The following is a 21926-nucleotide window of genomic DNA, read 5'->3' on the forward strand; positions in this document are numbered from 1 at the left end:
GTCCGCGATTCCGGCAACCCGTAGTGGACGTCCGGCGGAAGATGGCATTGCATCGCCCGAGAGGACCGGTCATGAAGGATTCATCGCGCCCCCGTCTGCCGCGCSTTCKCGCGGCCGGAATCRCAASCCTGGCGACGCTGACKGCTGCGATYGTCGGTGCACCTTCCGYGTCCGCGGCACCGGTCGATACGGTTCTGCCMGTGCCGGTGGCMGGCAACACGCTGTCGTTTCAGTATGCGACGTGGATGGGCATCTKMCAGGRCCGCGYCATCGCGCGAACCSATACCRCGACACCGGGTCTCACGTACTTCCGCATGGAGACCGGATGCACCGGGACCGTGCATTGGCGCAACCTCACCACCGGCGCGACCGGGGATGCCGAGGTGCGAGCATCCAACTCCCCGCMATCACCGCCACCCGYSGCCGCCGCGACCGGGTCCGGTGTCCTCGTCGCCACCATCACCCTGGGCATCCCCTACAGCACCACATTCTGGCCGGGGATGGGCATGTGGAAYGTGCCCTGACCTTGTAGACGTGGGCTGGTTTCCAGGCACGCGGGTGACGTGGCAGCGGATATCGGCCCCGGTGACGTCATCGGGGCGCGACCAACCCCGTGCCCCCGCCCCTTCACACCAGTGACCAGCACCCCGGGCCCTAACACGGCATCAGGTGGGATCCCACGGTGATCGTTCGAGCCTGTTGAACTCATCGAGAACCTGGTCGACTGCGGTGGTCGGGATGCGGAAGTCGTTGCCCTCCGAAGCCCGCAGTCGGTCACGCACCTGGGCGAGCACGGCGAGCTCACGCTCGACGTCTGCAGCGGTGCGGTCACTCACGGTCCCATTTCGTCCTGAATGGGCGGTGATCAACAGCATGCGCGCCCCTCTCTACTCGTCTACTCGCCGCAACGAAAGCAACGATGTAATATAGCGGTGCAAACGTAGCAAGGAGTGCTCATGTCGACTCACCGATCGATCTCTCCCCGGCGACACCACAAGCTCGCCGGCCACCGGCTGCGCCGCGACACCGTCACCGGCCGCTCCACCCGTGCCAGTGACCGCCCGCAGAGCACGCACTCGCCGGAGGAACGGCGTTTGTCGGACCTGTCGACCCCCGAACTGATCGACGTCGTCGCCTCCGAACTCGCCGCCCGCCCCGAGATGCACCTGGTCCGCAACCAGGTCACCGCTCTGCTGGCGATGGCACCGACCCTGACCGACCGCACCCAGGCCGCCCGGATCGGCGCCGACCTCGTCGACGACGCCATCGCCCAGGCCGACCTCGAGCAAGCCGCCCGCCGGCACATCCTCGACCACCCCATGCTCACCGCCGGCCAGGTCGCCGCCGTCCTGCACCGGCCAGCATCCGATCGCACCGTCGCCTCCAGGCTGCGCACCACCGGCAAGGTCGTCGCCCTCCCGGTGGGCAACAGCTACCGGTACCCGGCATTCCAGTTCGACGAGGCCACCGCCTCGGTCCGCGACACCGTCGCCGCCGTCAACACCGCCCTCGGCGCCGCCGCCGACCCCTGGGGTGTGGCGTCGTGGTGGCTGACCCCCTCCACCCGCCTACCGAAGGGGCAGACACCCGCCGACCTCGCCGCCGACCCGGACCCCGCAGCCGGCCGGAAGCTCGAGCGGCTCGCCGCCGCGGTGCTGCCCGACTGATGCCGAACATCGAACCACCGGCCGCAGGTCTACTCCGGCCGGCGCACCGCACCGTGCTCACCGCCGGAACCATGGTGTGGCGGGTACACAGCAGCCACCGCGCCCCACACGCCCCCAACCCCACCGCCCAACCGGACGAGCTCGCCGGCGGCCGCTTCGACTCCCTCGACGGCAACTACGCCTACCTCTACATCGCCGACAGCCCCGACGGGGCGATCGCCGAAACCATCTGCCGGGACCTCCCACTCGATCCCACCATCGCCCGGATCGTGCCCGCCAGCGCCGTGACCGGCCGCACCCTGACCGCCCTCACCGTCACCCGCACCCTCACCACCGCCGCACTCCACGACGGGCATGGCCGCGGTCGGACAAGACCTCTGGCTCACCAAATGCGAAGCCCGGCACTACGTCACCACCCGCCGCTGGGCCCACGCCGTCCGCACCGCCGACCCCGACATCGACGGCCTCGCCTACCGGCCCCGGCACAACGAAGACACCCTCGCCTGGATCCTCACCACCGACCCCGCCATCACACCCCACCCCGACCTGACCATCGACCCCACCACCACACCCCTGCCACTCGACCACGGCCCCGGCCGCGACCTCGTCGCCCGCATCATCGCCGACCACAGCGCCATCCTCTCCCCCACCTGACCCACACCAGCGTCAACACCCGCCGACACACGACACCGACGGTGAGGCGTACCGACCGCAACGAACGGCCCTCGCCTTCTTTCTGTGAACGATCCTTCAGTTCAGGCCACCACCCCGGAAGCGCACGGACCAGTGCGGGGTTCGCCCACCTGACCCAGAGATGTCGTGCAAGCTGCCTACCTGACTTCCGGAAAGGGCAGGGTCCTCGCTTGGATGATCGTTGACTGGACAAGGCTTAATATGAATATCTCTACCACACATCGCATTTCAAGCACGAAGAACTGGGGTTCACCGAGGCGCCGACGGATCACCGGGCCACCCTCAGCGCTCCCGCCCGTCGCGGCGCCGCTCCGGCGAGACCGGCGAGTCGGCCTGCACTTGCGTCGGCGGGATAGCATCGGTGGCGGGCAACCACAGCACCCGATAGCCCCGGATGCGTGTCCCAGCGGCGGACCCTCTAATCTGGCGGATCCGAATACCCAGAGCATGAAGCAGCAGGCATGGCCACCGACTACGACGCCCCGAGAGTCACCGATTCCGACGAGGCGGACACGTCCCTCGAACAGCTGACCGCCAGCCGGAAGGAGACCCAGTCCCCCGTCGTGGACGTCGAAGACTCCGACACCGCCGAGTCCTTCGAACTGCCCGGCGCCGACCTGTCCGGTGAAGAACTCACCGTCCGCGTCGTCCCGAAGCAGGCGGATGAATTCACCTGCACCAGTTGTTTTTTGGTACATCACCGCAGCCGCCTCGCCGACGCTGCGCAGCTGATCTGCCGGGACTGCGCCTGAGACGTCGGAGTATCCGAGGACCCGCACGTCTCCACACCAGAAACGGTGCAATCCTCCGTCTCGGCTGATCTGCACGAGACCACCACCGCCGTATATCACCGCATCGCACACACTCGACCCGCCTGACGTCGTCCTCCCACGGGCCTCCCGGCGGCCCTGTGATGGAGGCGGCGGAGCTCGAACCCGCGACCACCGGTTCCGAGTCCACGGCTCTCACCGACTGAGCTGCCGCCCCAGCACCGCACTATCCAACCATCACGGGACATGGCGATGCTGATGGCCACCCTGCTGGCCGGTCTCCGCTCCGTGCCGGGCGGCAGTCTTCATGCGCGGCCGAAGAGCTGCCGCACACGACCGTCCTCATCGACTGCATACAGCGCCATCCCCAACAGATCCAGAATCCGCTGAGGTGCCCGCCCCGCAGCGTCCACCGATCCAGGCTCATCGCGCACGACCAACGCAAACGACACCGACTAATCCGCCTCGCTCGGCATCCGCCGCACCAGCTGCCCGATCGCGGTATCGACGTCCAAATCCGGCGCGGCGCTCGCACCCTTGACCTCGACGTAGAGCCGGCGGCCGTCCTTCTCGGCGACGATGTCGACGACATCCGTATCGGTCACCACCGTCCAGCCCTGAGACGACAACCATCCCGCGAAGTCCCGGACCACGCGTGCCTCCTCACCTGCCATACCGCCACGGTAAGGCAGAACCTTCAGTTCAGCGGCATTTTCTCCCGCGACGCGAGCCCATAAGTGCGAGACCCCCGGGTGCGGGCCCTAACTCGACTCGCGCAGGCCGCATGACGCCAGGAGATGGGCTGTCCACGGCGCGATCCTTGCGGGCCCACTCCAGTGCGGTCCTGTAATCGACTCACTGCTAATGAGATTCGCGCAAAATGTCTGATGCCACCCGGAAGCGGACTGTGACTGTGCGGGCCACGTTCCCGAGCAGCCCTGCACCTTACACGCTCAGCACCGTGTCGGCGCGGGCTCCCCCCGGAAACGTGCCGCGATGAACTCGTACGCATCCGGAAAACCCACCACCGCAGTGGTCATGTGCTCGGAAATGCCGTACGGCACGAACGTCAGCTTCGCCCCGCCCGCGCAGTACCGGCGCGCCACCTCCGCCACCGAATCAAACGGCGTGAGCCCATCAAGCGTGCCGTGCCACATGTACACCGGCACCGTGGGCACCCCCTCGAAGTATCGGAGACTGTTCTCCCGCAACACCAGCCGCGCCGCCGAACTCGCCATCAGACTGGTCGACGCCGCCAACTGCCCGGCGTTGCGGAACGCACCATGGAACAGCAGGAACCGCCGGCACCGGTCCTCGAGAGCGAGCTCGCGGATGTCAGCGCACCTGCGGGGCTCCGCCCCGGCCGCGGGGCACCTCCCGATCACCGGCGAAGACAAAAGGTCCTCGAGGGCAGCCTGCGCCAGACCCTGCTCGGGCTGATCCGCGGTGGACACCAACGCACTACCGAAGAGGTCTACCGGGCGATCGCCGCCGCGGTCGCGATACACCACATACCGATCACCCCGCTGCCAACACCCACGTAGTCCTTCGCCCCACCGACGAATGTCCTCTTCTCTTCGGCGTCGCTCGGGTTTGTCGGAAATATCCGCCTCCTACGATTCGAACACCAGCAGCGGTTTGCCCCCGTGTTCGGGAGCTTCGGCCAAATAGACTGCTTCGCTGAACTTTTCGACGGGGATCGGCTGGCCCTCCGGCACGCGCAACACGCCGCTGTCCGCGAGACGAACTGTCCGGTCGATCGCTGCAACCATCCGATCCTTCGGAGTCTCGGTGAACCAGCGGAACAGCCAAAACCCCCGAACGGTCTTGGTTTCGTAGATCAGTGAACGCGCGAAGATCGGAATGGTGAGCTTGTCGGGATCGGTTTGGCGGTGCGTGGACAGCGCACCGAAGACGACCAACTCACCATTCGCGGCCAATGCACGCGACACGTCCGCACCCACCTGACCGCCGACACAATCGATCGCCTTGGACACACCGTCCGGGCCTGCGATGTCGGCCACCCGTTCGCGCAGGTCTTCATCCTCCGTGCAGATCACCGCGGTGCCCCCCAGCGCGAGAATGTCCTCGACGGCGGATCGACGGCGGACCACGTTGAGGGTCTTGAAGCCGACGTGCATTCCGAGTTGGATGACCGACTGGCCCACGGTGGAACCGGCTGCGGTCTGCAGGAGCCATTCACCCTGTCGAACATCGAGCACATCACCGGTCAAGATCACGGCGGTGAGCGGGTTGGCGAGAATCTGAGCGGCCGTGGAATCGCTCATCCCGGCGGGAACGGGCAAGACCCGCCCGGCATCGGCGACAACATACTCCTGCCACGTGCCCGTGACTCCGATCGTGAGGACGCGTTGCCCGACGGTCAGACCGTCTGTGCCGCTGCCGAGTTCGTCGATCACACCGACGGATTCGATTCCGGGTACGATCGGGAACTCCGGGGTGAATCCGTATCTCCCGCGGATGGTATGCAGATCGCTGGCATGGACAGGTACAGCTGCCACCCGGATCCGGACCTGGCCGGGACCGGGCTCCGGAAGCGGGCGGGTCTGCAGGCGCAGGACCTCGGACGGTTCGCCCAACTTGTCGGCGACGACAGACCGCATCGTTCGCATCTTCATGACGCTCCTTCGGTCGGATCCAGATCTCACGGTGGTTCGGTCGCAGAGGCGGCGGCCCGCCCTTCGGCGGCGAACATGCGGATCAGCGCGGCCGACTACAGCCGTACTCGCTCCAATGCTGCCACCAACGGGACCTGGACTTGCCGGCCCGCGCGCGCCCGCTCCAAACAGGGAAGACGCCCATCGGTAGTGATGCACGTCACATTAGATCCGGGTTGGCCGGTGTAACGTTCCCGGCCCTTCCGGACACCGTTCGAGTAGCCGCAGACGCTGGGCCCGCGGCACTCGGATGAGGACCACCCACCATGAGCACCACACAGCTCCACCGGATCACCCACTCCACCACCAGCACCTCATCCTGGAAGCGAGTGGCTGCCGTCGCCGCCGCGACCGTCGCGCTCGGCCTCATCCCGGTCGGCGCCGCTACAGCCGCCACCGCACCGGCCACCGCACAGCCGAACGCCACTCAGCCGGTCGCCGCCGCCGTCGCCCACGACAGTCCACTCGACCGCGACAACGATATGCAGCAGCAACGTCAGCACGACCGCCAGCGTGACCAGCGGCAGGGCCGGCGCGCCGAAACCACCGTGCTCGACCAGATCCTCCTCGCCGGCTGGAACAGCAGCAGCACCCAGATGTAGAGCAGCCGCTCCTCCCCCCTGGGGGGCGCCAGCGGCGAACAGCTCCCCTACCAGGCCCTGACGGCCTCACACCCGACATCACCCCGCTTTGAGAACCCCCGTGAGAAGGCAACCATGAGCACCACCGACACCCGCCCCGATCCCGACGGCAACACCTGGGCCGACCGGGAAGTCACCAACCGACTGCCCGGCCACATCACCACCGCCGCCACAACATTTAATTCTCACCGCGTCCTGATGAATGCTCTTCTCCGCGCGGCAGTCGCCCATGGTGAGCACGAGAAGCGCACCGGTACAGAGGATCTGAACTGGCCCGACTGGTACGCCGCCTACCTGGTCGCCGAACAGGCGGGGACGGAGCCGCCCCTCTAACCGCCCTCGACACCACCCACCGATCAACCCGTCACCCTGCACCACCCACCAAGGAGAACGTCATGTCCACGATCCACCTGCACCAGACCACCACCGCGACACCCGAACAATTCCTCGACGCACTCACCGACTTCGGGCCCGGCCGCGAGGCGGTTTTCGGCAACAGCGCCGACAACTACCTCCAGGTACACGGACTCGGCACCACCACCGCCGACGTCACCGAGGGCTCCGGCGGGGCCTGGGAACGCCTGCACTACGACTGGACCGACCCCCACCGCATCGTCATGACGACCACCGACTCCAACCTGTGGGGCGGCAACTCCGGCCACACCTACACCCTCACCCCACGGCCGGACGGCACCACCGACGTCGACGCCGTCGTGGTCCGCGACGGCAAAAACCTCAAAGGACGCGCGCTCGGGGCCGTGCTCGGCGTCTTCGGCACCCGCGTCCTGGGAAAAGCGTTCGACAACACCGTCGCGGCCATCGAAGCCCGCAACCACACCCCCGCGGACGGCGAACAACACTTAGACCCCACGGTCGCGCCGTCGAGCACCGCAACCACGGCCGCAGCAGTGGAGGTAGGTAGGCCGGCGACATCCGCGTAGGCCCACCGTCACGGTGTCGACGAGGGAGGTGTCTTCGCAGACGATGTCCTCGCCGGTGTTCGGCGCCCCCGTACCGCCTTCGCTGCAGGAGCAGGCGTCTTCGCTTCGGCCGCAGCCCCGGCCGGGGCCGCCGGCACCGCTGCCACACTCTGCGCAGGAGTGGGAGTGCTTTGCAAGGAAGAACGCCGACTCGATGGGGCTACGCCAACCATCAGATCCTATACGCCTCAAATCCGCAGGTAACGGCATTGACCACTACGATGTGGCTACGGTTGCGGCAGTATGACCAGAGGTTTCGTCACCGAAGTGCTCACTGTGTCAGAGATGAAGAAGTTACCCGAGTCGAGAGAATGGATCGCTCAGGGCCGCGGACGCCAGTTTCGACGCGTGGGGGCGCCGGCCCAGGTCAGATCGATGTTATTGATCGAGCGGAAGTTGCGTTCGCCCGCCGCGAAGGATTTGTAGGATCAACACTGGGCCAGCATGCGCGGCGGGGACAGTCGCGCGCCAGCCATCACTAAGGTCGCAGCAGAAGTCATCATGTGTCGGCCATGACCTTGCCGAGAGGACCAAGCGCGAAGAAGGCTATCGCTTAGATAACGCTCGCGCGATGGTCTTGCCGATGGCGCACCCGAGCGGAATCGGTACCGCATTGCCGATCTGCCTCGCGATCGCGGTCTTGGAACCCACCCACTGGTGATCCTCTGGGAATCCTTGAATTCGTGCTGCCTCGTAGTGCGTAATCGCGCGGTTTTCCGTCGGGTGCAGGTATCGCCCCTTCTCCGGCTTGAAGAACTCGGTGCGTATTGTCACGGACGGGCGATCCCAATGTAGGCGGCCCATGACGTCTGTGGAGCCGGACTTGTGGTTACGCCAGCAATTGGAGAGCAGATGGTCTGGAATATCGAACCGATTCCCACCTGTTGGAATGCAGGCGAACCTTTCCAATGAGATGTCTTCATATTGTCTGCTGAGGTGCAGATCTGAAGATTTGAACGCTCCCGGGAGTGTCTTACCGTTGAACTCGATGTAAGACTCGGGAAGCTGTGTCTCCCTGACTGTCGGAGCGACGCCGTCGAGGACTTCACGTACAGTCACGGCCGACTCGAGGTGTGTCGATTCAGGCATTCCCGGTGAGTCCAGGTCCCGATGCCACCCTATGACAATAGTCCGTTTACGCACTTGGGCGGCGCCGAAATGTGCAGAATTCAGCACAGCGGCATTGAAGGTGTAGTCCGCCAGCTTTCCATCTGGCTCGGTGCTCCGGTGAAATAGGTCGAACTCGGGAGACGTCATGAACTGAGGGACATTTTCCATGATGAAGTAACTGGGTCTTGCGCGGTGGACCGCTTCGGCATATTGCGACCACAGAGTGTTGCGAGCGTCTGCTGTGTCCTGCCGGCCCAGGGAGGAGAACCCCTGGCACGGCGGCCCGCCGACGACGACATCAACCGCGGGCACGTCCTCTTCGAGGAGCCAGTCTTCGATCTTCCCGGCGTAGACGTGTGTGCGGAAGTTTGTGGCGTAGGTCGCGGCTGCTACCACGTCCATTTCCACGGCCGTGACCGGCTTGAAGCGCTTGTTCGCAGCGTGCAGACCTGCGGAAAGTCCCCCGGCGCCTGCAAATAGATCAAGGGTTCGGATGGCTGAGGCGCGCGGCATGGGCACACCATAGCGTGCGGCTCAGACAGAAATCGAAGCGTACAGGGTGTGTCCTGGGACGAGCTTCCGCGGGCCGGGCCTGCGGATCCGTCGCCTGCAGACTTTGTCGGAGGCGTCAATATCGCCCCTTGTCTGGGTTGCCCGGTCGGACCGGGCGCTTCAGCTACGAACCAGCGTCCCCCGGCGTCGTTGGATGGACGAGGCGGCGGGGCCCAAGTAGGGGACCTATATTCTTTCCCTCGATGCTGCCACCAAGGTCAGCGTCGATCGTGAAGACGCGCATGTTCTGGGGGGCGAATGACAACCGACGAGATCTCCGACGAGCAGGTGGAGCAGCTGTACGAGGTGTTCCTCAAGTTCACCGAGTCGATGACTCCGCACGATGCCGTGAAGAATCTGCGGTTGTTCGGCGCGGACGAATCGGTCGTCAAGCTGGTGCGCGCGAAGCATGAGGCCGAGAGCCTGCGGATCCGTGAACTCGACGAGCCGCCGTCGGTGTTCCTCAACGGGCGCCCTACCTGGTACACGGGCCCGGACCTCGACAAGGACAAGAACTGGCCCGCCCTCCTGGGGTCCATGCGGAAAAAGGACTTCGGCGAGGAGAACATTCAGTCGGTCGACGAGTCGTCGACGAAGGTCGTCGCTCTGCTCGATCACCCGAAGCAGGACGAATTCCGGACCCGTGGGCTCGTTGTCGGCTTCGTCCAGTCCGGCAAGACCACCAACTTCACCGCGGTGATGGCGAAGGCCGCCGACCGGGGCTACAAACTGTTCATCGTGTTGTCGGGTATCCACAACTCGTTGCGCCGGCAAACTCAGATTCGACTCGTCAAGGACCTTGTCGACTCGAACCCGGGGCAGTGGCACCAGGTCACCAGCGAGACCCAGGACTTCGTTCCGCCGCCGAATCCGAAGGCGTTCTTCGCGGCGAAGGGGCAGTGTCTGCTGCTGGTGGTGAAGAAGAACCCCGTTGTCCTGCGAAAGCTCAGCAAGTGGCTCGGCTCGGCCGGGGAGTATCTCGACAAGTGTCCGACGCTGATCATCGACGACGAGGCCGACCAGTCGACGGTCGCCACCCCGAAGATCAACCCGCTACTCTACGACGTGCTGAATAAGTTCCCGCAGGTCGGTTATGTCGGGTACACGGCGACGCCGTTCGCGAATCTCCTCATCGACCCGTCGGTCGAGGAGGATTTCTACCCTCGCGACTTCATCGTCAACCTGCCCCAGCCCGAGGGCTACCACGGCACCGAGGTGCTCTTCGGGCGCGATCTTCTCGCCGGTGAGGATCCCGAGGATCTCCCCGGTGGCTGGGACATGATCCGGGAGGTCCCCGAGGACGAAGTCGACGACCTCAAGCCGAAGAACAAGAAAGAAGCGACCTACTTCGAGCCGGCGATCACCCACTCCCTCCGTGCTGCGGTGGAGTGGTTTTGGCTTGCCACCGCGGCTCGTAGGGTTCGCGGTGGCGGCAACCCGCATTCCACCATGCTCGTGCACACGACGACCGAGACGCGCGTGCACGAGGCGTTCAAGGAGCCGCTGCTGAGTCTGCGTGCCCGGACATTGGGTCGACTGGATGCCGGCGACACGGCGTTCGTGGAGCGCCTCCGTTCGACGTGGGATCAGGAGACCGCTCGGGTGCCGGCGAGCGACTTCGGTGAGGAGAAGGTGCCGTTCGAGGAGGTGCTCGACGAGCTCCGAAGCGTTGTCCGCGATACCCGCGTCATCATCGACAACTACCGCAGCAAGGACCGACTGAACTACGAAGCCGGCCCGGTGACGGCGATCGCCGTCGGCGGCAGCACCCTCTCCCGTGGTCTCACCCTCGAGGGCCTGGTCACGAGTTTGTTCGTCCGCGCGGTGTCTGCCTACGACACGTTGCTGCAGATGGGCCGGTGGTTCGGGTACCGGAACCACTACGCGGATCTGCCTCGAATTTGGATGACCGACGAGCTCGCCGGGTGGTTCAAGCACCTCGCTACGGTCGAGGCGGACATGCGGCAGGACATCAACCGATATATGACGTCCAACGAGACCCCGCTGACCTTCGCCGTCCGTCTTCGCTCGCACCCGAAGTTGAGCATCACGTCCAAGGCGAAGATGACGAGCGCGATTCTCGCCCACGCCGCGTATGGCGGGCAGCTCGTGGAGTCGCGGTTCTTCGACGTCTCCGACGCGGGCCGTGAGTGGCTGACCGGTAACGCGGCGGCCGCCCGGGCACTCGTGACGGCCGCAGCCAAGGACGGCGTCCGCCACGAGGAGGTCCGGAAGCAGACGGCAGTCTTCACCGACGTTCCCTACGACGACGTCATCGACTTCCTAGGATCCTATGAGTTTCACAAGGAGTCGTCGGACGGCGACCGCGACCGCCTCGTCAGCTACATCACGAAGCGGGTCCGGGCCGGCGCCCTGCTCCGCTGGAGCGTCGCGGTGATCGGGAACGGCCGGGACGAGACCGAACCCCGCGACATGGGTGGCGGAGTCTCCGTGCGGATGGTCAAGCGCGCCCGACTGGGGCAGAAGGACCAGGTCCTCAGCGATGTCGCCGACATCAAGACCCTGAGCAGCCGGCGCGATGAGACCATCGATCTCACCCTCGATGGCCCAGTGCCAGCGACGCACAAAGAGATCCTCGCGCTGCGCCAGAAGCAACGACCCAATCAGGGCCTCCTGCTGATCTATCCGATCGAGCCCGAGTCCAACACCGGGGACAAGGTCGGCCGTCGACCGCTCGCCGCGCCGACCGACGACGTCGTTGTGGGTGTCACCATCCTGTTTCCTGAGCCCCGTCCGGGGAGCCAGGATTCCGACGTCGAGTACTGGAGCGCTGACTTGTCCAATGTCGCGGTTGAGGTGGAAGACGATTCCGTTCTCGAGCAGGACGACGAATCCTCGTGACGGTCAACGGTGCGCAGCTCCAGCACCTCTGGACCGCGGTGGCCACACAACCGGCGACGAAGGCGTTTCGGACGGTCGAGGTCGGCGTCGACTCCTTCCGAGGCCCATTGCTCGCCGCGGTGGACCGCTCGGACCGGCGCGCTCTGCTCGTCCCGATCCTGGCGAAGCAAACACTCAAAGAAGACCTCGACGGTCAGGCGGTCGTCCTCCGCCGGCGGGCGTTGGAGGACGAGCAGAGCTATCGCACGTACGCGTGCCTGGAGCTGGTCGAAGCAAATCAGGACGACCTGTTCACCGCGCTGTGTGTCAAGGTAATCGAGCGGATCGCCGCGGACCCGGACAAGGCCGTGGCCGCGCTCAGAAAAGTGCTCTCCGACTGGAGTGCGCTCCTCGCCGGTGCCCGCGAGACGCTGTCGCCGTCAACCTTGGCCGGGCTGTTCGGTGAGCTGTATGTGCTGCGCGAAATGCTCCGGCAGGACCCGGGCGCCGTCGCCTTCTGGACCGGCCCGGAGCGGACTGCACAGGACTTTCACCTCGGTGTCGACGCCGTGGAGGTCAAGACCACGGTGGCGGTGGAGGGGCGTCGGGTGCAGATCAACGGCGCCCGACAACTCGATCTTGCGACGCCGGGACGACTGGTCCTCAGATGGTTCAGACTCGGTAAAGGACAGGGGATCTCGGTTCCCGAACTCGTCGATGAGATCGTGGCACTCTCGGACGACCCGCCCGGCTTCCACAAGCTCCTCCTGGAGTACGGTTACCGCGAACCAGAGCGCGAGATCTACGCGCGGCGGTTGTTCGAGGTCCTCGAGCACCGCGCCTTCGAGGTCGGACCCGCCTTCCCACGGGTCGTCGCGGCCAGCTTCGTCGGACACGCGGTGCCCGCCGGCGTCGAGGACATCGGCTATGTCATTGATCTGGACTGCGCACCCGCGGCCGCAGCCCGCATCGACGACGAGGCGCTCGCGCAATTTATGAGGCAGTCGTGACGACACCGCAGTGGTGGTCCCAGCCGTTCCCTCCGACCGGCGCGATCGCGTCGGAGGGCATCCGAAACCAGCTCGGCAGGCCACCGGTGGACCCGTTGACCGTGTTCGTTCGAGAGACCGCGCAAAACTCATGGGACGCACGGCTGCCGGGACTGCCGACTACCTACCGGATCGAGTTGACGACCGTCTCGCCGACCCACCGGCCCGCATGGGAGCGCCTGCTGACCCCGCCCCCGCAAACCCAGCCGTTCCTTCAGGTCCGTCAGGCCCTGCGGACCCCGAACCTCAGACTGCTGTCGGTAGTCGACCGGGGCACCAAAGGCCTCGGCGGGCCGACCCGCGCGGACGAGCTCGCGCGAGACCGCCGGGACTGGGTCTCATTCGTGCTCAATGTCGGCGAGAAGCGAGACACCTTCCAGGGCGGCGGCACGTACGGCTACGGCAAGGCCGTGCTCTATCGGTTGTCCCAGGTCGGGACGATTTTGGTCTACACACGCACCGAGGTCCCCGGTGTCGGACTGACCTCGCGGTTGATCGGCATCGCTCTCGGCGACTCCTACGACAGCCGCGAGCGCGTCGACGCGCAAGCTCGGCCGTACACCGGGCGGCACTGGTGGGGCGACGTCCAGGGTGAGCACGTCGAACCTCTGGTCGGCAACCAAGCGGACAGCATCGCGCAGATGCTCGGACTGCGTCCCTTCGCCGAGCGCGAGTCGGGCACCACCTTGATCGTCCTCGATCCTGATCTCGAGGATTTCGACGACACCGAGTCGGCAGCGCAGCACCTCGCCGACACCATCGCCTGGCAGATGTGGCCGATCATGCTCCCGGAGCGAGGTGACCATCGCCTGATCCCGCAGGTCGTCGCGGGCGGTCGAACGTACGACGTTCCCGATCCGGCAAAGACCTATCCGCTGCGGATGTTCGTCTCCGCCTACCGCCGTCTGCCATCGGATCGGGCGATGACATTGGAATGCAAGAGCCCTCGTAAACCATTGGGTCGCTTCGCGCTCGAAAAAGCCGTCGTTGTTCCCCTGTCGCCCGATTCAGTGCCCTTGGCCGCCAGTTACGCGGGCGTGGACGGGGATCCACACCATGTGTGCTTGATGCGCTCGCCCGAGCTGGTCGTCCAGTACTACAAAGGCCCCGAACCCGGGTCGGTGAACAAGGCATACGCGGGCGTCTTCCGAGCCGATGACGAGCTCGATGAAACCTATGCCGCTGCCGAGCCACCGACCCACGACCAGTGGGTACACGAGCAGTTGACCGGCCACGCCAAGACCTTCGTGAAGGTCACCTTCACCAGGATCCGAGAACAGCTGTCGGCGTTTCGGACTCCGGCGACGACCACCACGGCGACATCGAGTGGAGTCGCGTTGGGCGCCGCGAGCAACTTCCTTGGCGGTCTCGTCGCGGCAGCGTTCGCTGAGCCTGACGGACTGGACGCGAGCGGGGACGATGACGCTGCCGAGGGCGGCGGCCGCGGCGGCGCCGGGGGTTCCTCCGGTGCCGGTCGAGGGGGTCGTTCCTCGCCGAAACCCCGTGATCGAGTTCGCGTCGGCGCCGTCGGCGAGCCCCGCGTCGAGGAACGGGACGGTGATGTCGTGGTTGTCCAAAAGTTTGCGGTGACCGGGCCGGGGCCCGTTCGGCTCAGCGCTCGTCTCGCCGTGGCGACGTGGGAGGGCCGCGAGGACGAGGCACCGGCCGGCGCAGCACAACCCGTGGTTCGCTGCTGGGTGACCGCCGCGGGTGTGGAGCGAGCCGAGGCGTGCATCGTCGAGAGCCCGTCCGAGGTCGACCTCGTTGTCGATCCGGTGCTGGACACGGTGACCGACATCGCTGTCGTCGGCTCCACTGTCGGGGAGGATGCCGCGTGAGTCGGGCCTTTCCGTTCATCCGGCCACCGGCGGACGTGGTTTTGGCGGGACCGTGGTCACGCGCAATCGCCGACGGTACCGAAGAACTTCCGCGGGAACTGCCGGATTGGGACTACGACACCGTCCTCTCGATCCGCCGGCCGGTGCAGGTCGACGGCCTGCGCGCGCGTCGGCTCAGTGGACTCGCCGACGACGCGGAGGTCGACCTCACCGTCCGCTGGGCGGCGTCGACCTCCGCGCTGCGAGGCCGGGCCTGGCGTGCCGGAGTGCCGCCGCGCGACGGGGTCGAGTTGAACGTCGAGTTCGACCTCGACGGCGATGAGCTCGGAGGCATCCTCGAGCTCAATACCGTCCTCACGTTGCGGCGGTCCACCGGAGGTGCCTCGAAGGCGGCGGCCCGCCGCCCGGGCAGTGTGCTGTGGAACGACAAGTTCTCGATCCGGTTGCAAGGCGACGCAGTCCTGTTCCCGCTCGCGATCGCCGATTTCCACGATCTGCCCTACCCGACCAAGGCCAGCTGGTACCTCGAGGTCGGCGAGGATCTCGAGGCTGCCGCCCTCGGGTCCATCCTCCTTCTCGCCAACGAGCGGCGGGAGGTCGTAGTCAACGCCCTCGCGGTCGCGGGCTCGCCCACAGACGCCGACCGCCGGGTCCTCTCCACACTGCGCACCGACGTTCAGCGAACCCTCATCGAGCGAGCTCTCACGCACGAAGACTTCGCCGACGATGTCGACTACCCGACGGGGTCGCTGGGCGCCCTACTCGCGGCCGTGCTCCGCACGACCTTCCCGGCGTTCACCTTGGAGGCGCTGCGACGTGAACGACTATCCGAGCCTGCGCTGTTCACGAGCCGCATGCAGGACGCGACGAATCTGTTGGCGGCGCCATGACCAGTGTGCTCTACCCACGTCTCCTCGACCGAGCCGCCCGCGAACTGCACCAGCAGTACACGCGCGCGACCCTCGAGCAGCTGCAGGACCGTGCCGCGTTCGCTCACCGATCGGCGGTGTTCGCAGCGACGGGCGGGCGTCGGGTAACCGAGGACGAGCTGCAGGATCTCCGAGATCGAATCGTCAAGGCGGCCGAGAACGCCGGTTTCCCGGGCGAGGGTCGGCGTGCTGATCGTGCGAACTTCGACCTGGAGGTGRCCCAGCTCCTCCACGAGCGCTCTGGGTTGGTGGCAGCCGAGGCGTCCGTCCGCTCGATCTGGGCCTTCTTCGCCCTCGTGTTGCTTCCCGACGTCTCGTACTGGCGCTACCCCAGCCCGCCGGTCGACCGAGTCATCGGCACCGACATCACTCGCCACGTCTGGGGACGCCTGTGGTGGCGTGCCCACCTCCTCGCTCTGCCTCAGCAGGTCGAGCCCTATCGACTCCTCGACGCATTCGGCGAAGCCGCGTTCGATCAGATCTTCGCCCGCCGCAGGTCACTCGGCGGCAGCCGCGCACTCGTCCGGGCACTCGCGGAGACCTGGCCGAACATCGAGCGCGGGGGCGTGAACGACCGTCAGCTTCTCCGCGACGTACTCAAGCGACTCCTCCGGACGAGCGTGATCGTCGAGTTCGAAGCCCTCGACGAAGACGAGCTCCGGAGACAAGTCGCCGAAGCAGTGGCCGAAACGGTGGCCGTCCTCGCCGAGGACGCACCGCCATCCGGGCGCCGACATGCCCAAAACGACTAGACGGCACTAGAGAGCGCACCGACGGCGCGCACGACCGGGATTCCTCTCCGGGCGGTGTGACGGCCCGGAAGGTTCACCACCGACCGAACATTGGATCGCCGAACTCGAAGACGAGCGTGGGCCATGATCAGTTCACGCGACAGTTCGGCCGGCACTGAACAGCATCTATCCCGAACATGACTCGGCCTTCCTCGAGGGTGACTTCAGCTCATGTCCGAGTCTTCAAACGGCTCACCGGCGGATAGCAGCCGGCCTGTCGTAGGGCTTGTCGGGTACCTCTGCGCTCTCGGGTTGACGGGGTGTGTAGACACCATGCTAGGGTGTCTACACACCCCAACGGGAGGAACTCGAAATGCGCACCCTGGCCGACTGGATCCCCGCCCTCGCCGCCAAGTACGACACCCCCGACGTCGTCATGCATATGACCGCGCAGCGACTCGCCGGAAGCCTCGGCATCACATGGGCGAAGGACATGCCCGACAGCGATGTACAGGCCGTCATATCCGCAGTAGACGCACGCTACACCCAATGAGCGCGAGCACGCCACATCAGCAACTGCCGACGAAAGGTTCGCGACATGAACACCAGCAGCAGCGCCAGAACCCTGCCCGATACACCATGACTATCGTCACCGCCACTGGCGGAACGCGAGCACAGATACCCGAGAAGTTCGCCGCCACGCTCGACCAGAAGGCGATCAACTCGATGGTGATGCAGGCACTCCGAGGGAGCGCACTCGACCACACCACCCGCGCCGCAACGGCTTGCACACCGGTCGCTGCCGAATGAGCAAGGGCACACCCCAGAAGGCGATACGAGTCGACCCGGAACTATGGGAGACCGCGAAACAGATCGCCTACCGGCGAGACGAGACAATCTCTGACGTGATCCGACGATCACTGCAGGAGTACATACAGAAGTTCGGATAACAAGCCGGGGCACTATACCCACCAACGGCAGAGCGAACTGCCGGGCGGGCCGCCACGGAACCGTCACCAACCCGCACGCCACCACCACAACCGCCGGTCCCGTCCAGCTCACCCGTAAGAGGTCGGCGGCGGATCAGACCCGAACGAGTTGAACGAACCGTGCGGATACACCCGCGGCTGCGGACCACCCCCGTAGTGCTGCCACAAGATCACCGCCGGCAGATAACAGAAGAACCCCAGCAGCAGACCCACGCACACCCCCAGCGAAATCCGCCAACCCCGCCCCGACCCTGTCGGCTGCGGTCTCAGCTCATCGGCGCGACGGGGATCATCAGAGGTCAGGTCAAATCCTCGGTGGGAGCGGATGCGGCATTGTCCTTGATCGACGCGATCCCGGTCTGAGCCGCCGCCTTCGAGGTGTAACCCTGACTCGCCGCGATGATCTGGAACAACCCGACACGAGAGGTCGGATGCTCAACCACGCCCACACACCGTCCCCTGCCGCCCAACGAAACTCGCAGCGATCAGGTCAGCGAATCGGTGAATTCACGCTATGGTGTGAAACACATCTCAAGTGCCGGTCTCGCCGGCATGCTCAGCGCCGACCGGATCCGGAGAACCGCCTGTCGTGTCAGTCCTGTCAAGCTTCGTAAGGAGTGTCGCCGACACTCTGCGCGGTCCCTATTCTGAAGCCGAGTACGTGATCGCAGCGGCCGGAATGGCCGAGGAAGACCAGCGGATCGCCGACCAAATCGACCACTACGCCGTCAACCAGTTCCTGGCATCACCCGAGCTGCGCGAGACGCTGACCGATGCCGCGGTGCTCACCGAGGGCGCGTTCGGCAAGCTCGCAGGCGCGCTGACCGGTGAGAACGAGCGCGCCGACGAGTTCATTCGGCTCATCGGCGCGTATCTCTACCAGTCGCGCCGGATGCGGATGACGGACGATGGAGCGGCCCCGGATGACGTCGAAGCCTCGGACGAGAACCGGTAAGTGCGATGCGAGTAGAGGGCGCTCATCCAGCGATTCGCGCCGTTCTCCAGGCTCCGACGAGCGAAGCATTCTCCGACAAGGAGCGTGGTTCAGTCGGTCTGGAGCAGACCACGAGCCTGTCCTTGGCCCGCGCTCTCGCAGTTGGGTGTCTTAGCCGCCTGGATACAAGCCGTAGGTCAGTCGACATCTGGGATCCCGCAGCAGGTTCTGGATTTGCAGGCCTCATGCTTGTCACTGCACTGGAATCGGCCGGATTGCAGGTCCGGTATCGCGGCCAGGACATCAGCGAAGGCGCGGTGGTGGCGAGCCGGGATCGCTTCAAAGCTGTTGCCGACGCGGAACTGGCTCTAGGAGACACTCTCGAGCACGATGGCTTCGAGGACTTCGAAGCCGACCTGGTGCTCGTCGACGCTCCGTGGGGCGCGGACTGGAGGGGTGCCGCGTCGGCTGTCAGAGCGCGTCAGCGTTCGGGCGCGTTCAGATTCGGTCTTCCGCGAGGTTCCGACAGCACGTGGCTCTTCATCTCACTGGCGCTTGAGAAGTTACGGCCAGCGGCCGATGGCGGCGGGCGGGTCGCAGCTCTCGTTAGCCCCAGGGCATTGAGTTCCGGAGGTGCCGACGAACTCGTGCGGCGGAAGATCGTGGATGCTGGCTTGCTCGAGTCGGTGACACGATTGCCGGAGGGTCTCGCCCCGAATACGTCGATTCCTCTGTACTTGCTGACCTTGACGAACCATGACAGCAAGGGCCAGCGAGGCAAGGCGATGATTGCCGACCTTCAGACCCAGTTCACGAGTGAACGCCGTCATCGTTCGATGCCCGTCCAGGCATTCGAGGAGCTCGAGTCGGGACTGAGGGCATGGAAGGCGGGGCCCCGGAACCGCAGCGTCAGCCTTCGGCAGTTCATCCGCAGGGAGGCGCAACTCTCGCGTGTGTCCAGCGAAGGGAACCAGCTCTCGTGGCGTCTCACGACGTACAACGACTCACCGATCGACGCTCTGCTCCTGGAGGCTCGATACGGTCCAGGTTCCGGCGTCTCGGTCAGCGAAGAGCAGCGCGAGTTCGTAGACCTGAACCCCAGCCGCATCTTTGGCGATAATTCTCGTGAGTTGCTCGCTGATCTGGCGGCGAACGGCTGGCCCGGCCGACGGCTCAGCACTCTCCTTGCGCGGGAGCCCATATCGGTCAAGGACTCGACCGGAGTGGCCCACGGGCAACTTTTCATCCCGACAACGCGTGTCGGCACTGTCTCCGTTGATGCAGCTGGCTCAGGATCCGATGGCCGAATCCTCTCGATCGCACTCGACGGCGATCTGGTTGAGCCAGCCTTCTTGGCTGCGTGGCTCAACTCGGAGCAAGGGATCGCCAGCCGGCGCAGGGCGATCGATGCCAGCAGCTCCGGCACGCATGTGGTCGCACTGAGGTCTGCCCCCCATTCGCTAATGCGGTGGGCCGACGAGCTCATCATCCCGGCTCCCAGCAAGGCGGTGCAGTTCGCTCTCACTTCAGCCGACGAACGCCTTGCGTCATTTCAGGCTGAGCTGAGCAGCCAGCGAGAAGGTATCTGGGCCTCGCCCGAGGACGCGGAGGAGGTCGTGAGCAAGCTCGCGGACGCGTTCGATGACTCGCTCACTGCATGGTTCGAGCAGCTTCCCTTCCCCGTCGCATCAGCTCTGTGGACAGCGGAAACGGCAACCGCGCTCGGAGACCAGTTGCAGGCGTACCTCCATGCCTGGGAGGCTCTCGTGACCTTTCACGCGACGGTACTGCTGTCTGCCTGCCGAAGCGATCCGGGTAGCAGCGCCGAGATCGAAGCGGCCATTCGACAGGCGTTGAACGACCAGCACATCGGCATCGAGCGGGCCTCGTTCGGGACCTGGGTGGTCATCCTGGAGAGGACTTCCAAGCATCTTCGCGCTGCTGCCGACAGCGGCGATGCGGACGAGGTTGCGCGTATCCGTGCGACGTTCGGTGATCTCAGTGAGTCCGCGATTGAGCGTCTGATTGCGAAAGACGTCGTCAACAAGTTCAAAGAGGTGAACTCGAAGCGCAACCGATGGAGTGGCCACGGCGGGCACACATCCGAGGAGGAGCGGAGGGGACAGGTTGACTCTCTTGTATCGGACCTACGCGAGCTTCGCCAGCTTCTTGGCAACGTCTGGGCGCAGCTCCTCCTCGTCCGCGCCGGGAGTGCCAAGCGCGGCCGTGACGGGTACACCCAAGCTGCAGAAGTAGCACGCGGTACTCGCTCCCCATTCGTCACGAGGAACTTCAGGGTGGGTGACGCCATGCTCGACGGCGAGTTGTATCTGGTGCGCGATGGCTCGCAGTCGCCGCTGCGTCTCTGCCAGTTCGTCCAGCTCCGCGCGGCTCCGCACAATGCCCAGTACACGAGCTACTTCTATAACCGCACTGAAGGGTCCAGGGTTCGTATGGTCACCTACCAGTACGGGCCGGCGAGCGAAGTGGGGGACGATGCGGAGAGACTCCGCCACGAGTTCGGGGCGCTGGTACTGGAATGACTCTGACGCTCGAGCCGATCCTGCGGAGCGCTGGCATCGACCCCGCGACGCCCAGGTGATCCGCCACGCCTACGTCCGTGAGCACGAGGACACGGGTCTGGCGGGCATCGACGCCGACTCCACCGATGAGGCCATCCTGGCGTACACGAGTCGGCAGTCGGCGAAGCCACGGACCTTCCCGGTCGTGCCGCCCAAGATCTGGGTTGTCTTCGTTCGCGAGGGCGGCGACCGCGCGCGCTTGTGGTCGGTCATCGAGAACCGCGGCGAGACATCGACCGACGGCACACACCGCATGTTCGACCTCGTCATCTCCGAGCACATGGTGGAGCTCAGGAACCGTCTCGTAATCGGCTGGAGGTCGCCGCGCACCTGGCGGCTCAATGGTCCAACCGCCGCCGGTTACCCGGTCATGGAGATCGCCGACGCCCAGCCGGTCCCGTTCCCCGGCTTCGACCGGCTCGTCCTCGACCGTGCGCAGCTCCAGTCGGTGATGCGCGAACACAGGTACGCGGCCTGGAGGACGGCGCTCTCATCGGTGGTCGGCGTCTACCTCATCACCGACACGAGGGACGGCCGCCAGTACGTCGGCAAGGCCGACGGCGCGGAGAGCATTCGCCAGCGCTGGAGCGCTTACGCGGCCAACGGCCACGGCGGCAACGTCGAGCTGCGCAACGTCGATCCGACCGGATTCCGCTTCTCAATACTGAGGGTCTTCGACCCGGCGACGCCGACGACGGTGATCGACGAGGCGGAGAGCCATTTCAAGTTGGCGCTGGACACCAGGAAGCACGGCCTGAACCGGAACTGAACGTGGGGCTGACCCGTGGTCGTTGACGCGGCTTGGGTCGCGGCCGCTCATCCTCGAAGGGACGACGATCTCAGCGACCCGGCGGCGGTGTCTGATCGATGTGCGCGCGCAGGTTCGCGTAGCGGTCGCCTCTTTGCGCTGGAGCACCGTCCGGGTGTTCAGCAGTCGGCAGA

Annotated in this window: 21 protein-coding genes and 2 pseudogenes; 17 read left to right on the plus strand and 6 right to left on the minus strand. The window is 65.6% G+C overall.

What is annotated here, in order from left to right; all coding sequences use genetic code 11:
* The first annotated feature begins 314 nt into the window (after positions 1–314).
* Positions 315–524, plus strand: coding sequence for a hypothetical protein (locus AC1D1G_RS10900; protein ID WP_477952068.1), 210 nt, complete (start codon positions 315–317; stop codon positions 522–524).
* A gap of 141 nt (positions 525–665) precedes the next feature.
* Here AC1D1G_RS10900 and AC1D1G_RS10905 read toward each other — a convergent pair whose 3' ends face one another.
* Positions 666–836 (minus strand): hypothetical protein, encoded by a 171-nt coding sequence (locus tag AC1D1G_RS10905; RefSeq protein WP_477952070.1) that lies wholly within the window; start codon positions 834–836, stop codon positions 666–668.
* Between the two features lie 120 nt (positions 837–956).
* On the opposite strand from AC1D1G_RS10905, the gene AC1D1G_RS10910 reads away from it, so the two are divergent.
* The 3 genes from AC1D1G_RS10910 (at position 957) to AC1D1G_RS10920 (ending at position 3112) form a co-directional block, all read left to right on the plus strand.
* A complete protein-coding gene (locus AC1D1G_RS10910; protein WP_477952071.1) occupies positions 957–1667 on the plus strand; it encodes a hypothetical protein in 711 nt (236 codons plus the stop codon).
* 354 nt (positions 1668–2021) lie between these two features.
* On the plus strand, positions 2022–2321 hold the full coding sequence (locus AC1D1G_RS10915) for a hypothetical protein (protein WP_477952073.1): 300 nt from the start codon (positions 2022–2024) through the stop codon (positions 2319–2321).
* A 500-nt stretch (positions 2322–2821) separates the two neighbouring features.
* On the plus strand, positions 2822–3112 hold the full coding sequence (locus AC1D1G_RS10920; RefSeq protein WP_477952074.1) for a DUF4193 domain-containing protein: 291 nt from the start codon (positions 2822–2824) through the stop codon (positions 3110–3112).
* A 323-nt stretch (positions 3113–3435) separates the two neighbouring features.
* Here the strand turns inward: AC1D1G_RS10920 and AC1D1G_RS10925 are convergent.
* From AC1D1G_RS10925 to AC1D1G_RS10935, 3 genes and pseudogenes are all read right to left on the minus strand, one after another.
* Positions 3436–3783 (minus strand): annotated as a pseudogene (locus AC1D1G_RS10925) (hypothetical protein).
* Between the two features lie 300 nt (positions 3784–4083).
* On the minus strand, positions 4084–4584 hold the full coding sequence (locus AC1D1G_RS10930) for a lipase family protein (protein WP_477952076.1): 501 nt from the start codon (positions 4582–4584) through the stop codon (positions 4084–4086).
* A gap of 159 nt (positions 4585–4743) precedes the next feature.
* A complete protein-coding gene (locus AC1D1G_RS10935; protein ID WP_477952077.1) occupies positions 4744–5769 on the minus strand; it encodes a zinc-dependent alcohol dehydrogenase family protein in 1026 nt (341 codons plus the stop codon).
* Positions 5770–6074: 305 nt separating this feature from the next.
* On the opposite strand from AC1D1G_RS10935, the gene AC1D1G_RS10940 reads away from it, so the two are divergent.
* The 3 genes and pseudogenes from AC1D1G_RS10940 to AC1D1G_RS10950 all read left to right on the plus strand — a co-directional run bounded on the left by AC1D1G_RS10940 (position 6075) and on the right by AC1D1G_RS10950 (position 7313).
* Complete coding sequence (locus tag AC1D1G_RS10940) at positions 6075–6410, plus strand: hypothetical protein (protein ID WP_477952078.1); 336 nt, start codon at positions 6075–6077, stop codon at positions 6408–6410.
* A 114-nt stretch (positions 6411–6524) separates the two neighbouring features.
* Positions 6525–6782 (plus strand): hypothetical protein, encoded by a 258-nt coding sequence (locus tag AC1D1G_RS10945; RefSeq protein WP_477952079.1) that lies wholly within the window; start codon positions 6525–6527, stop codon positions 6780–6782.
* A 62-nt stretch (positions 6783–6844) separates the two neighbouring features.
* A pseudogene (locus tag AC1D1G_RS10950) lies at positions 6845–7313 on the plus strand (hypothetical protein).
* 662 nt (positions 7314–7975) lie between these two features.
* Here AC1D1G_RS10950 and AC1D1G_RS10955 read toward each other — a convergent pair.
* Positions 7976–9052, minus strand: coding sequence for a DNA cytosine methyltransferase (locus AC1D1G_RS10955; RefSeq protein WP_477952080.1), 1077 nt, complete (start codon positions 9050–9052; stop codon positions 7976–7978).
* Positions 9053–9349: 297 nt separating this feature from the next.
* Between AC1D1G_RS10955 and AC1D1G_RS10960 the strand changes: the two genes are divergently transcribed.
* The 7 genes from AC1D1G_RS10960 to AC1D1G_RS10990 all read left to right on the plus strand — a co-directional run bounded on the left by AC1D1G_RS10960 (position 9350) and on the right by AC1D1G_RS10990 (position 17289).
* Positions 9350–11953, plus strand: coding sequence for a Z1 domain-containing protein (locus AC1D1G_RS10960; RefSeq protein ID WP_477952082.1), 2604 nt, complete (start codon positions 9350–9352; stop codon positions 11951–11953).
* Positions 11950–12942: a PD-(D/E)XK motif protein gene (locus AC1D1G_RS10965; RefSeq protein ID WP_477952083.1), complete on the plus strand. Its 993-nt coding sequence runs from the start codon at positions 11950–11952 to the stop codon at positions 12940–12942. Before AC1D1G_RS10960 ends, AC1D1G_RS10965 begins: the two co-directional genes overlap by 4 nt.
* Positions 12939–14819, plus strand: a complete 1881-nt coding sequence (locus AC1D1G_RS10970) for a hypothetical protein (protein ID WP_477952084.1) — start codon at positions 12939–12941, stop codon at positions 14817–14819. The genes AC1D1G_RS10965 and AC1D1G_RS10970 overlap by 4 nt, the downstream gene beginning before the upstream one ends.
* Positions 14816–15709 (plus strand): hypothetical protein, encoded by an 894-nt coding sequence (locus tag AC1D1G_RS10975; RefSeq protein WP_477952085.1) that lies wholly within the window; start codon positions 14816–14818, stop codon positions 15707–15709. The genes AC1D1G_RS10970 and AC1D1G_RS10975 overlap by 4 nt, the downstream gene beginning before the upstream one ends.
* A complete protein-coding gene (locus AC1D1G_RS10980) occupies positions 15706–16500 on the plus strand; it encodes a DUF6339 family protein (protein WP_477952087.1) in 795 nt (264 codons plus the stop codon). Before AC1D1G_RS10975 ends, AC1D1G_RS10980 begins: the two co-directional genes overlap by 4 nt.
* A gap of 352 nt (positions 16501–16852) precedes the next feature.
* Positions 16853–17032 carry a hypothetical protein gene (locus tag AC1D1G_RS10985; protein ID WP_477952088.1) on the plus strand — a complete coding sequence of 60 codons (180 nt, stop codon included), beginning with the start codon at positions 16853–16855 and terminating at the stop codon, positions 17030–17032.
* Between the two features lie 86 nt (positions 17033–17118).
* On the plus strand, positions 17119–17289 hold the full coding sequence (locus AC1D1G_RS10990) for a hypothetical protein (protein WP_477952090.1): 171 nt from the start codon (positions 17119–17121) through the stop codon (positions 17287–17289).
* Positions 17290–17767: 478 nt separating this feature from the next.
* On the opposite strand, the gene AC1D1G_RS10995 is transcribed toward AC1D1G_RS10990, so the two are convergent.
* Positions 17768–17911 carry a YegP family protein gene (locus AC1D1G_RS10995; protein WP_477952091.1) on the minus strand — a complete coding sequence of 48 codons (144 nt, stop codon included), beginning with the start codon at positions 17909–17911 and terminating at the stop codon, positions 17768–17770.
* 146 nt (positions 17912–18057) lie between these two features.
* Between AC1D1G_RS10995 and AC1D1G_RS11000 the strand changes: the two genes are divergently transcribed.
* From AC1D1G_RS11000 to AC1D1G_RS11010, 3 genes are read left to right on the plus strand one after another with little or no spacing between them, the layout of a single operon-like run.
* Positions 18058–18423: a hypothetical protein gene (locus AC1D1G_RS11000; protein WP_477952093.1), complete on the plus strand. Its 366-nt coding sequence runs from the start codon at positions 18058–18060 to the stop codon at positions 18421–18423.
* 5 nt (positions 18424–18428) lie between these two features.
* Positions 18429–20945 carry an N-6 DNA methylase gene (locus AC1D1G_RS11005; protein WP_477952094.1) on the plus strand — a complete coding sequence of 839 codons (2517 nt, stop codon included), beginning with the start codon at positions 18429–18431 and terminating at the stop codon, positions 20943–20945.
* Between the two features lie 55 nt (positions 20946–21000).
* Complete coding sequence (locus AC1D1G_RS11010) at positions 21001–21753, plus strand: GIY-YIG nuclease family protein (RefSeq protein WP_477952095.1); 753 nt, start codon at positions 21001–21003, stop codon at positions 21751–21753.
* The last annotated feature ends 173 nt before the right edge of the window (positions 21754–21926 follow it).

It is taken from the genome of Rhodococcus sp. P3_B8, assembly GCF_056402775.1.

Bases quoted from the DNA above. Each gene is read 5' to 3' on its own strand.
- AC1D1G_RS10955 (WP_477952080.1), bottom strand. From the start codon at position 9,052: ATGCCGCGCGCCTCAGCCATCCGAACCCTTGATCTATTTGCAGGCGCC.
- AC1D1G_RS10910 (WP_477952071.1), top strand. From the start codon at position 957: ATGTCGACTCACCGATCGATCTCTCCCCGGCGACACCACAAGCTCGCC.
- AC1D1G_RS10940 (WP_477952078.1), top strand. From the start codon at position 6,075: ATGAGCACCACACAGCTCCACCGGATCACCCACTCCACCACCAGCACC.
- AC1D1G_RS10915 (WP_477952073.1), top strand. From the start codon at position 2,022: ATGGCCGCGGTCGGACAAGACCTCTGGCTCACCAAATGCGAAGCCCGG.
- AC1D1G_RS10990 (WP_477952090.1), top strand. From the start codon at position 17,119: ATGACTATCGTCACCGCCACTGGCGGAACGCGAGCACAGATACCCGAG.
- AC1D1G_RS10920 (WP_477952074.1), top strand. From the start codon at position 2,822: ATGGCCACCGACTACGACGCCCCGAGAGTCACCGATTCCGACGAGGCG.
- AC1D1G_RS10985 (WP_477952088.1), top strand. From the start codon at position 16,853: ATGCGCACCCTGGCCGACTGGATCCCCGCCCTCGCCGCCAAGTACGAC.
- AC1D1G_RS11005 (WP_477952094.1), top strand. From the start codon at position 18,429: ATGCGAGTAGAGGGCGCTCATCCAGCGATTCGCGCCGTTCTCCAGGCT.
- AC1D1G_RS10960 (WP_477952082.1), top strand. From the start codon at position 9,350: ATGACAACCGACGAGATCTCCGACGAGCAGGTGGAGCAGCTGTACGAG.
- AC1D1G_RS10935 (WP_477952077.1), bottom strand. From the start codon at position 5,769: ATGAAGATGCGAACGATGCGGTCTGTCGTCGCCGACAAGTTGGGCGAA.
- AC1D1G_RS10945 (WP_477952079.1), top strand. From the start codon at position 6,525: ATGAGCACCACCGACACCCGCCCCGATCCCGACGGCAACACCTGGGCC.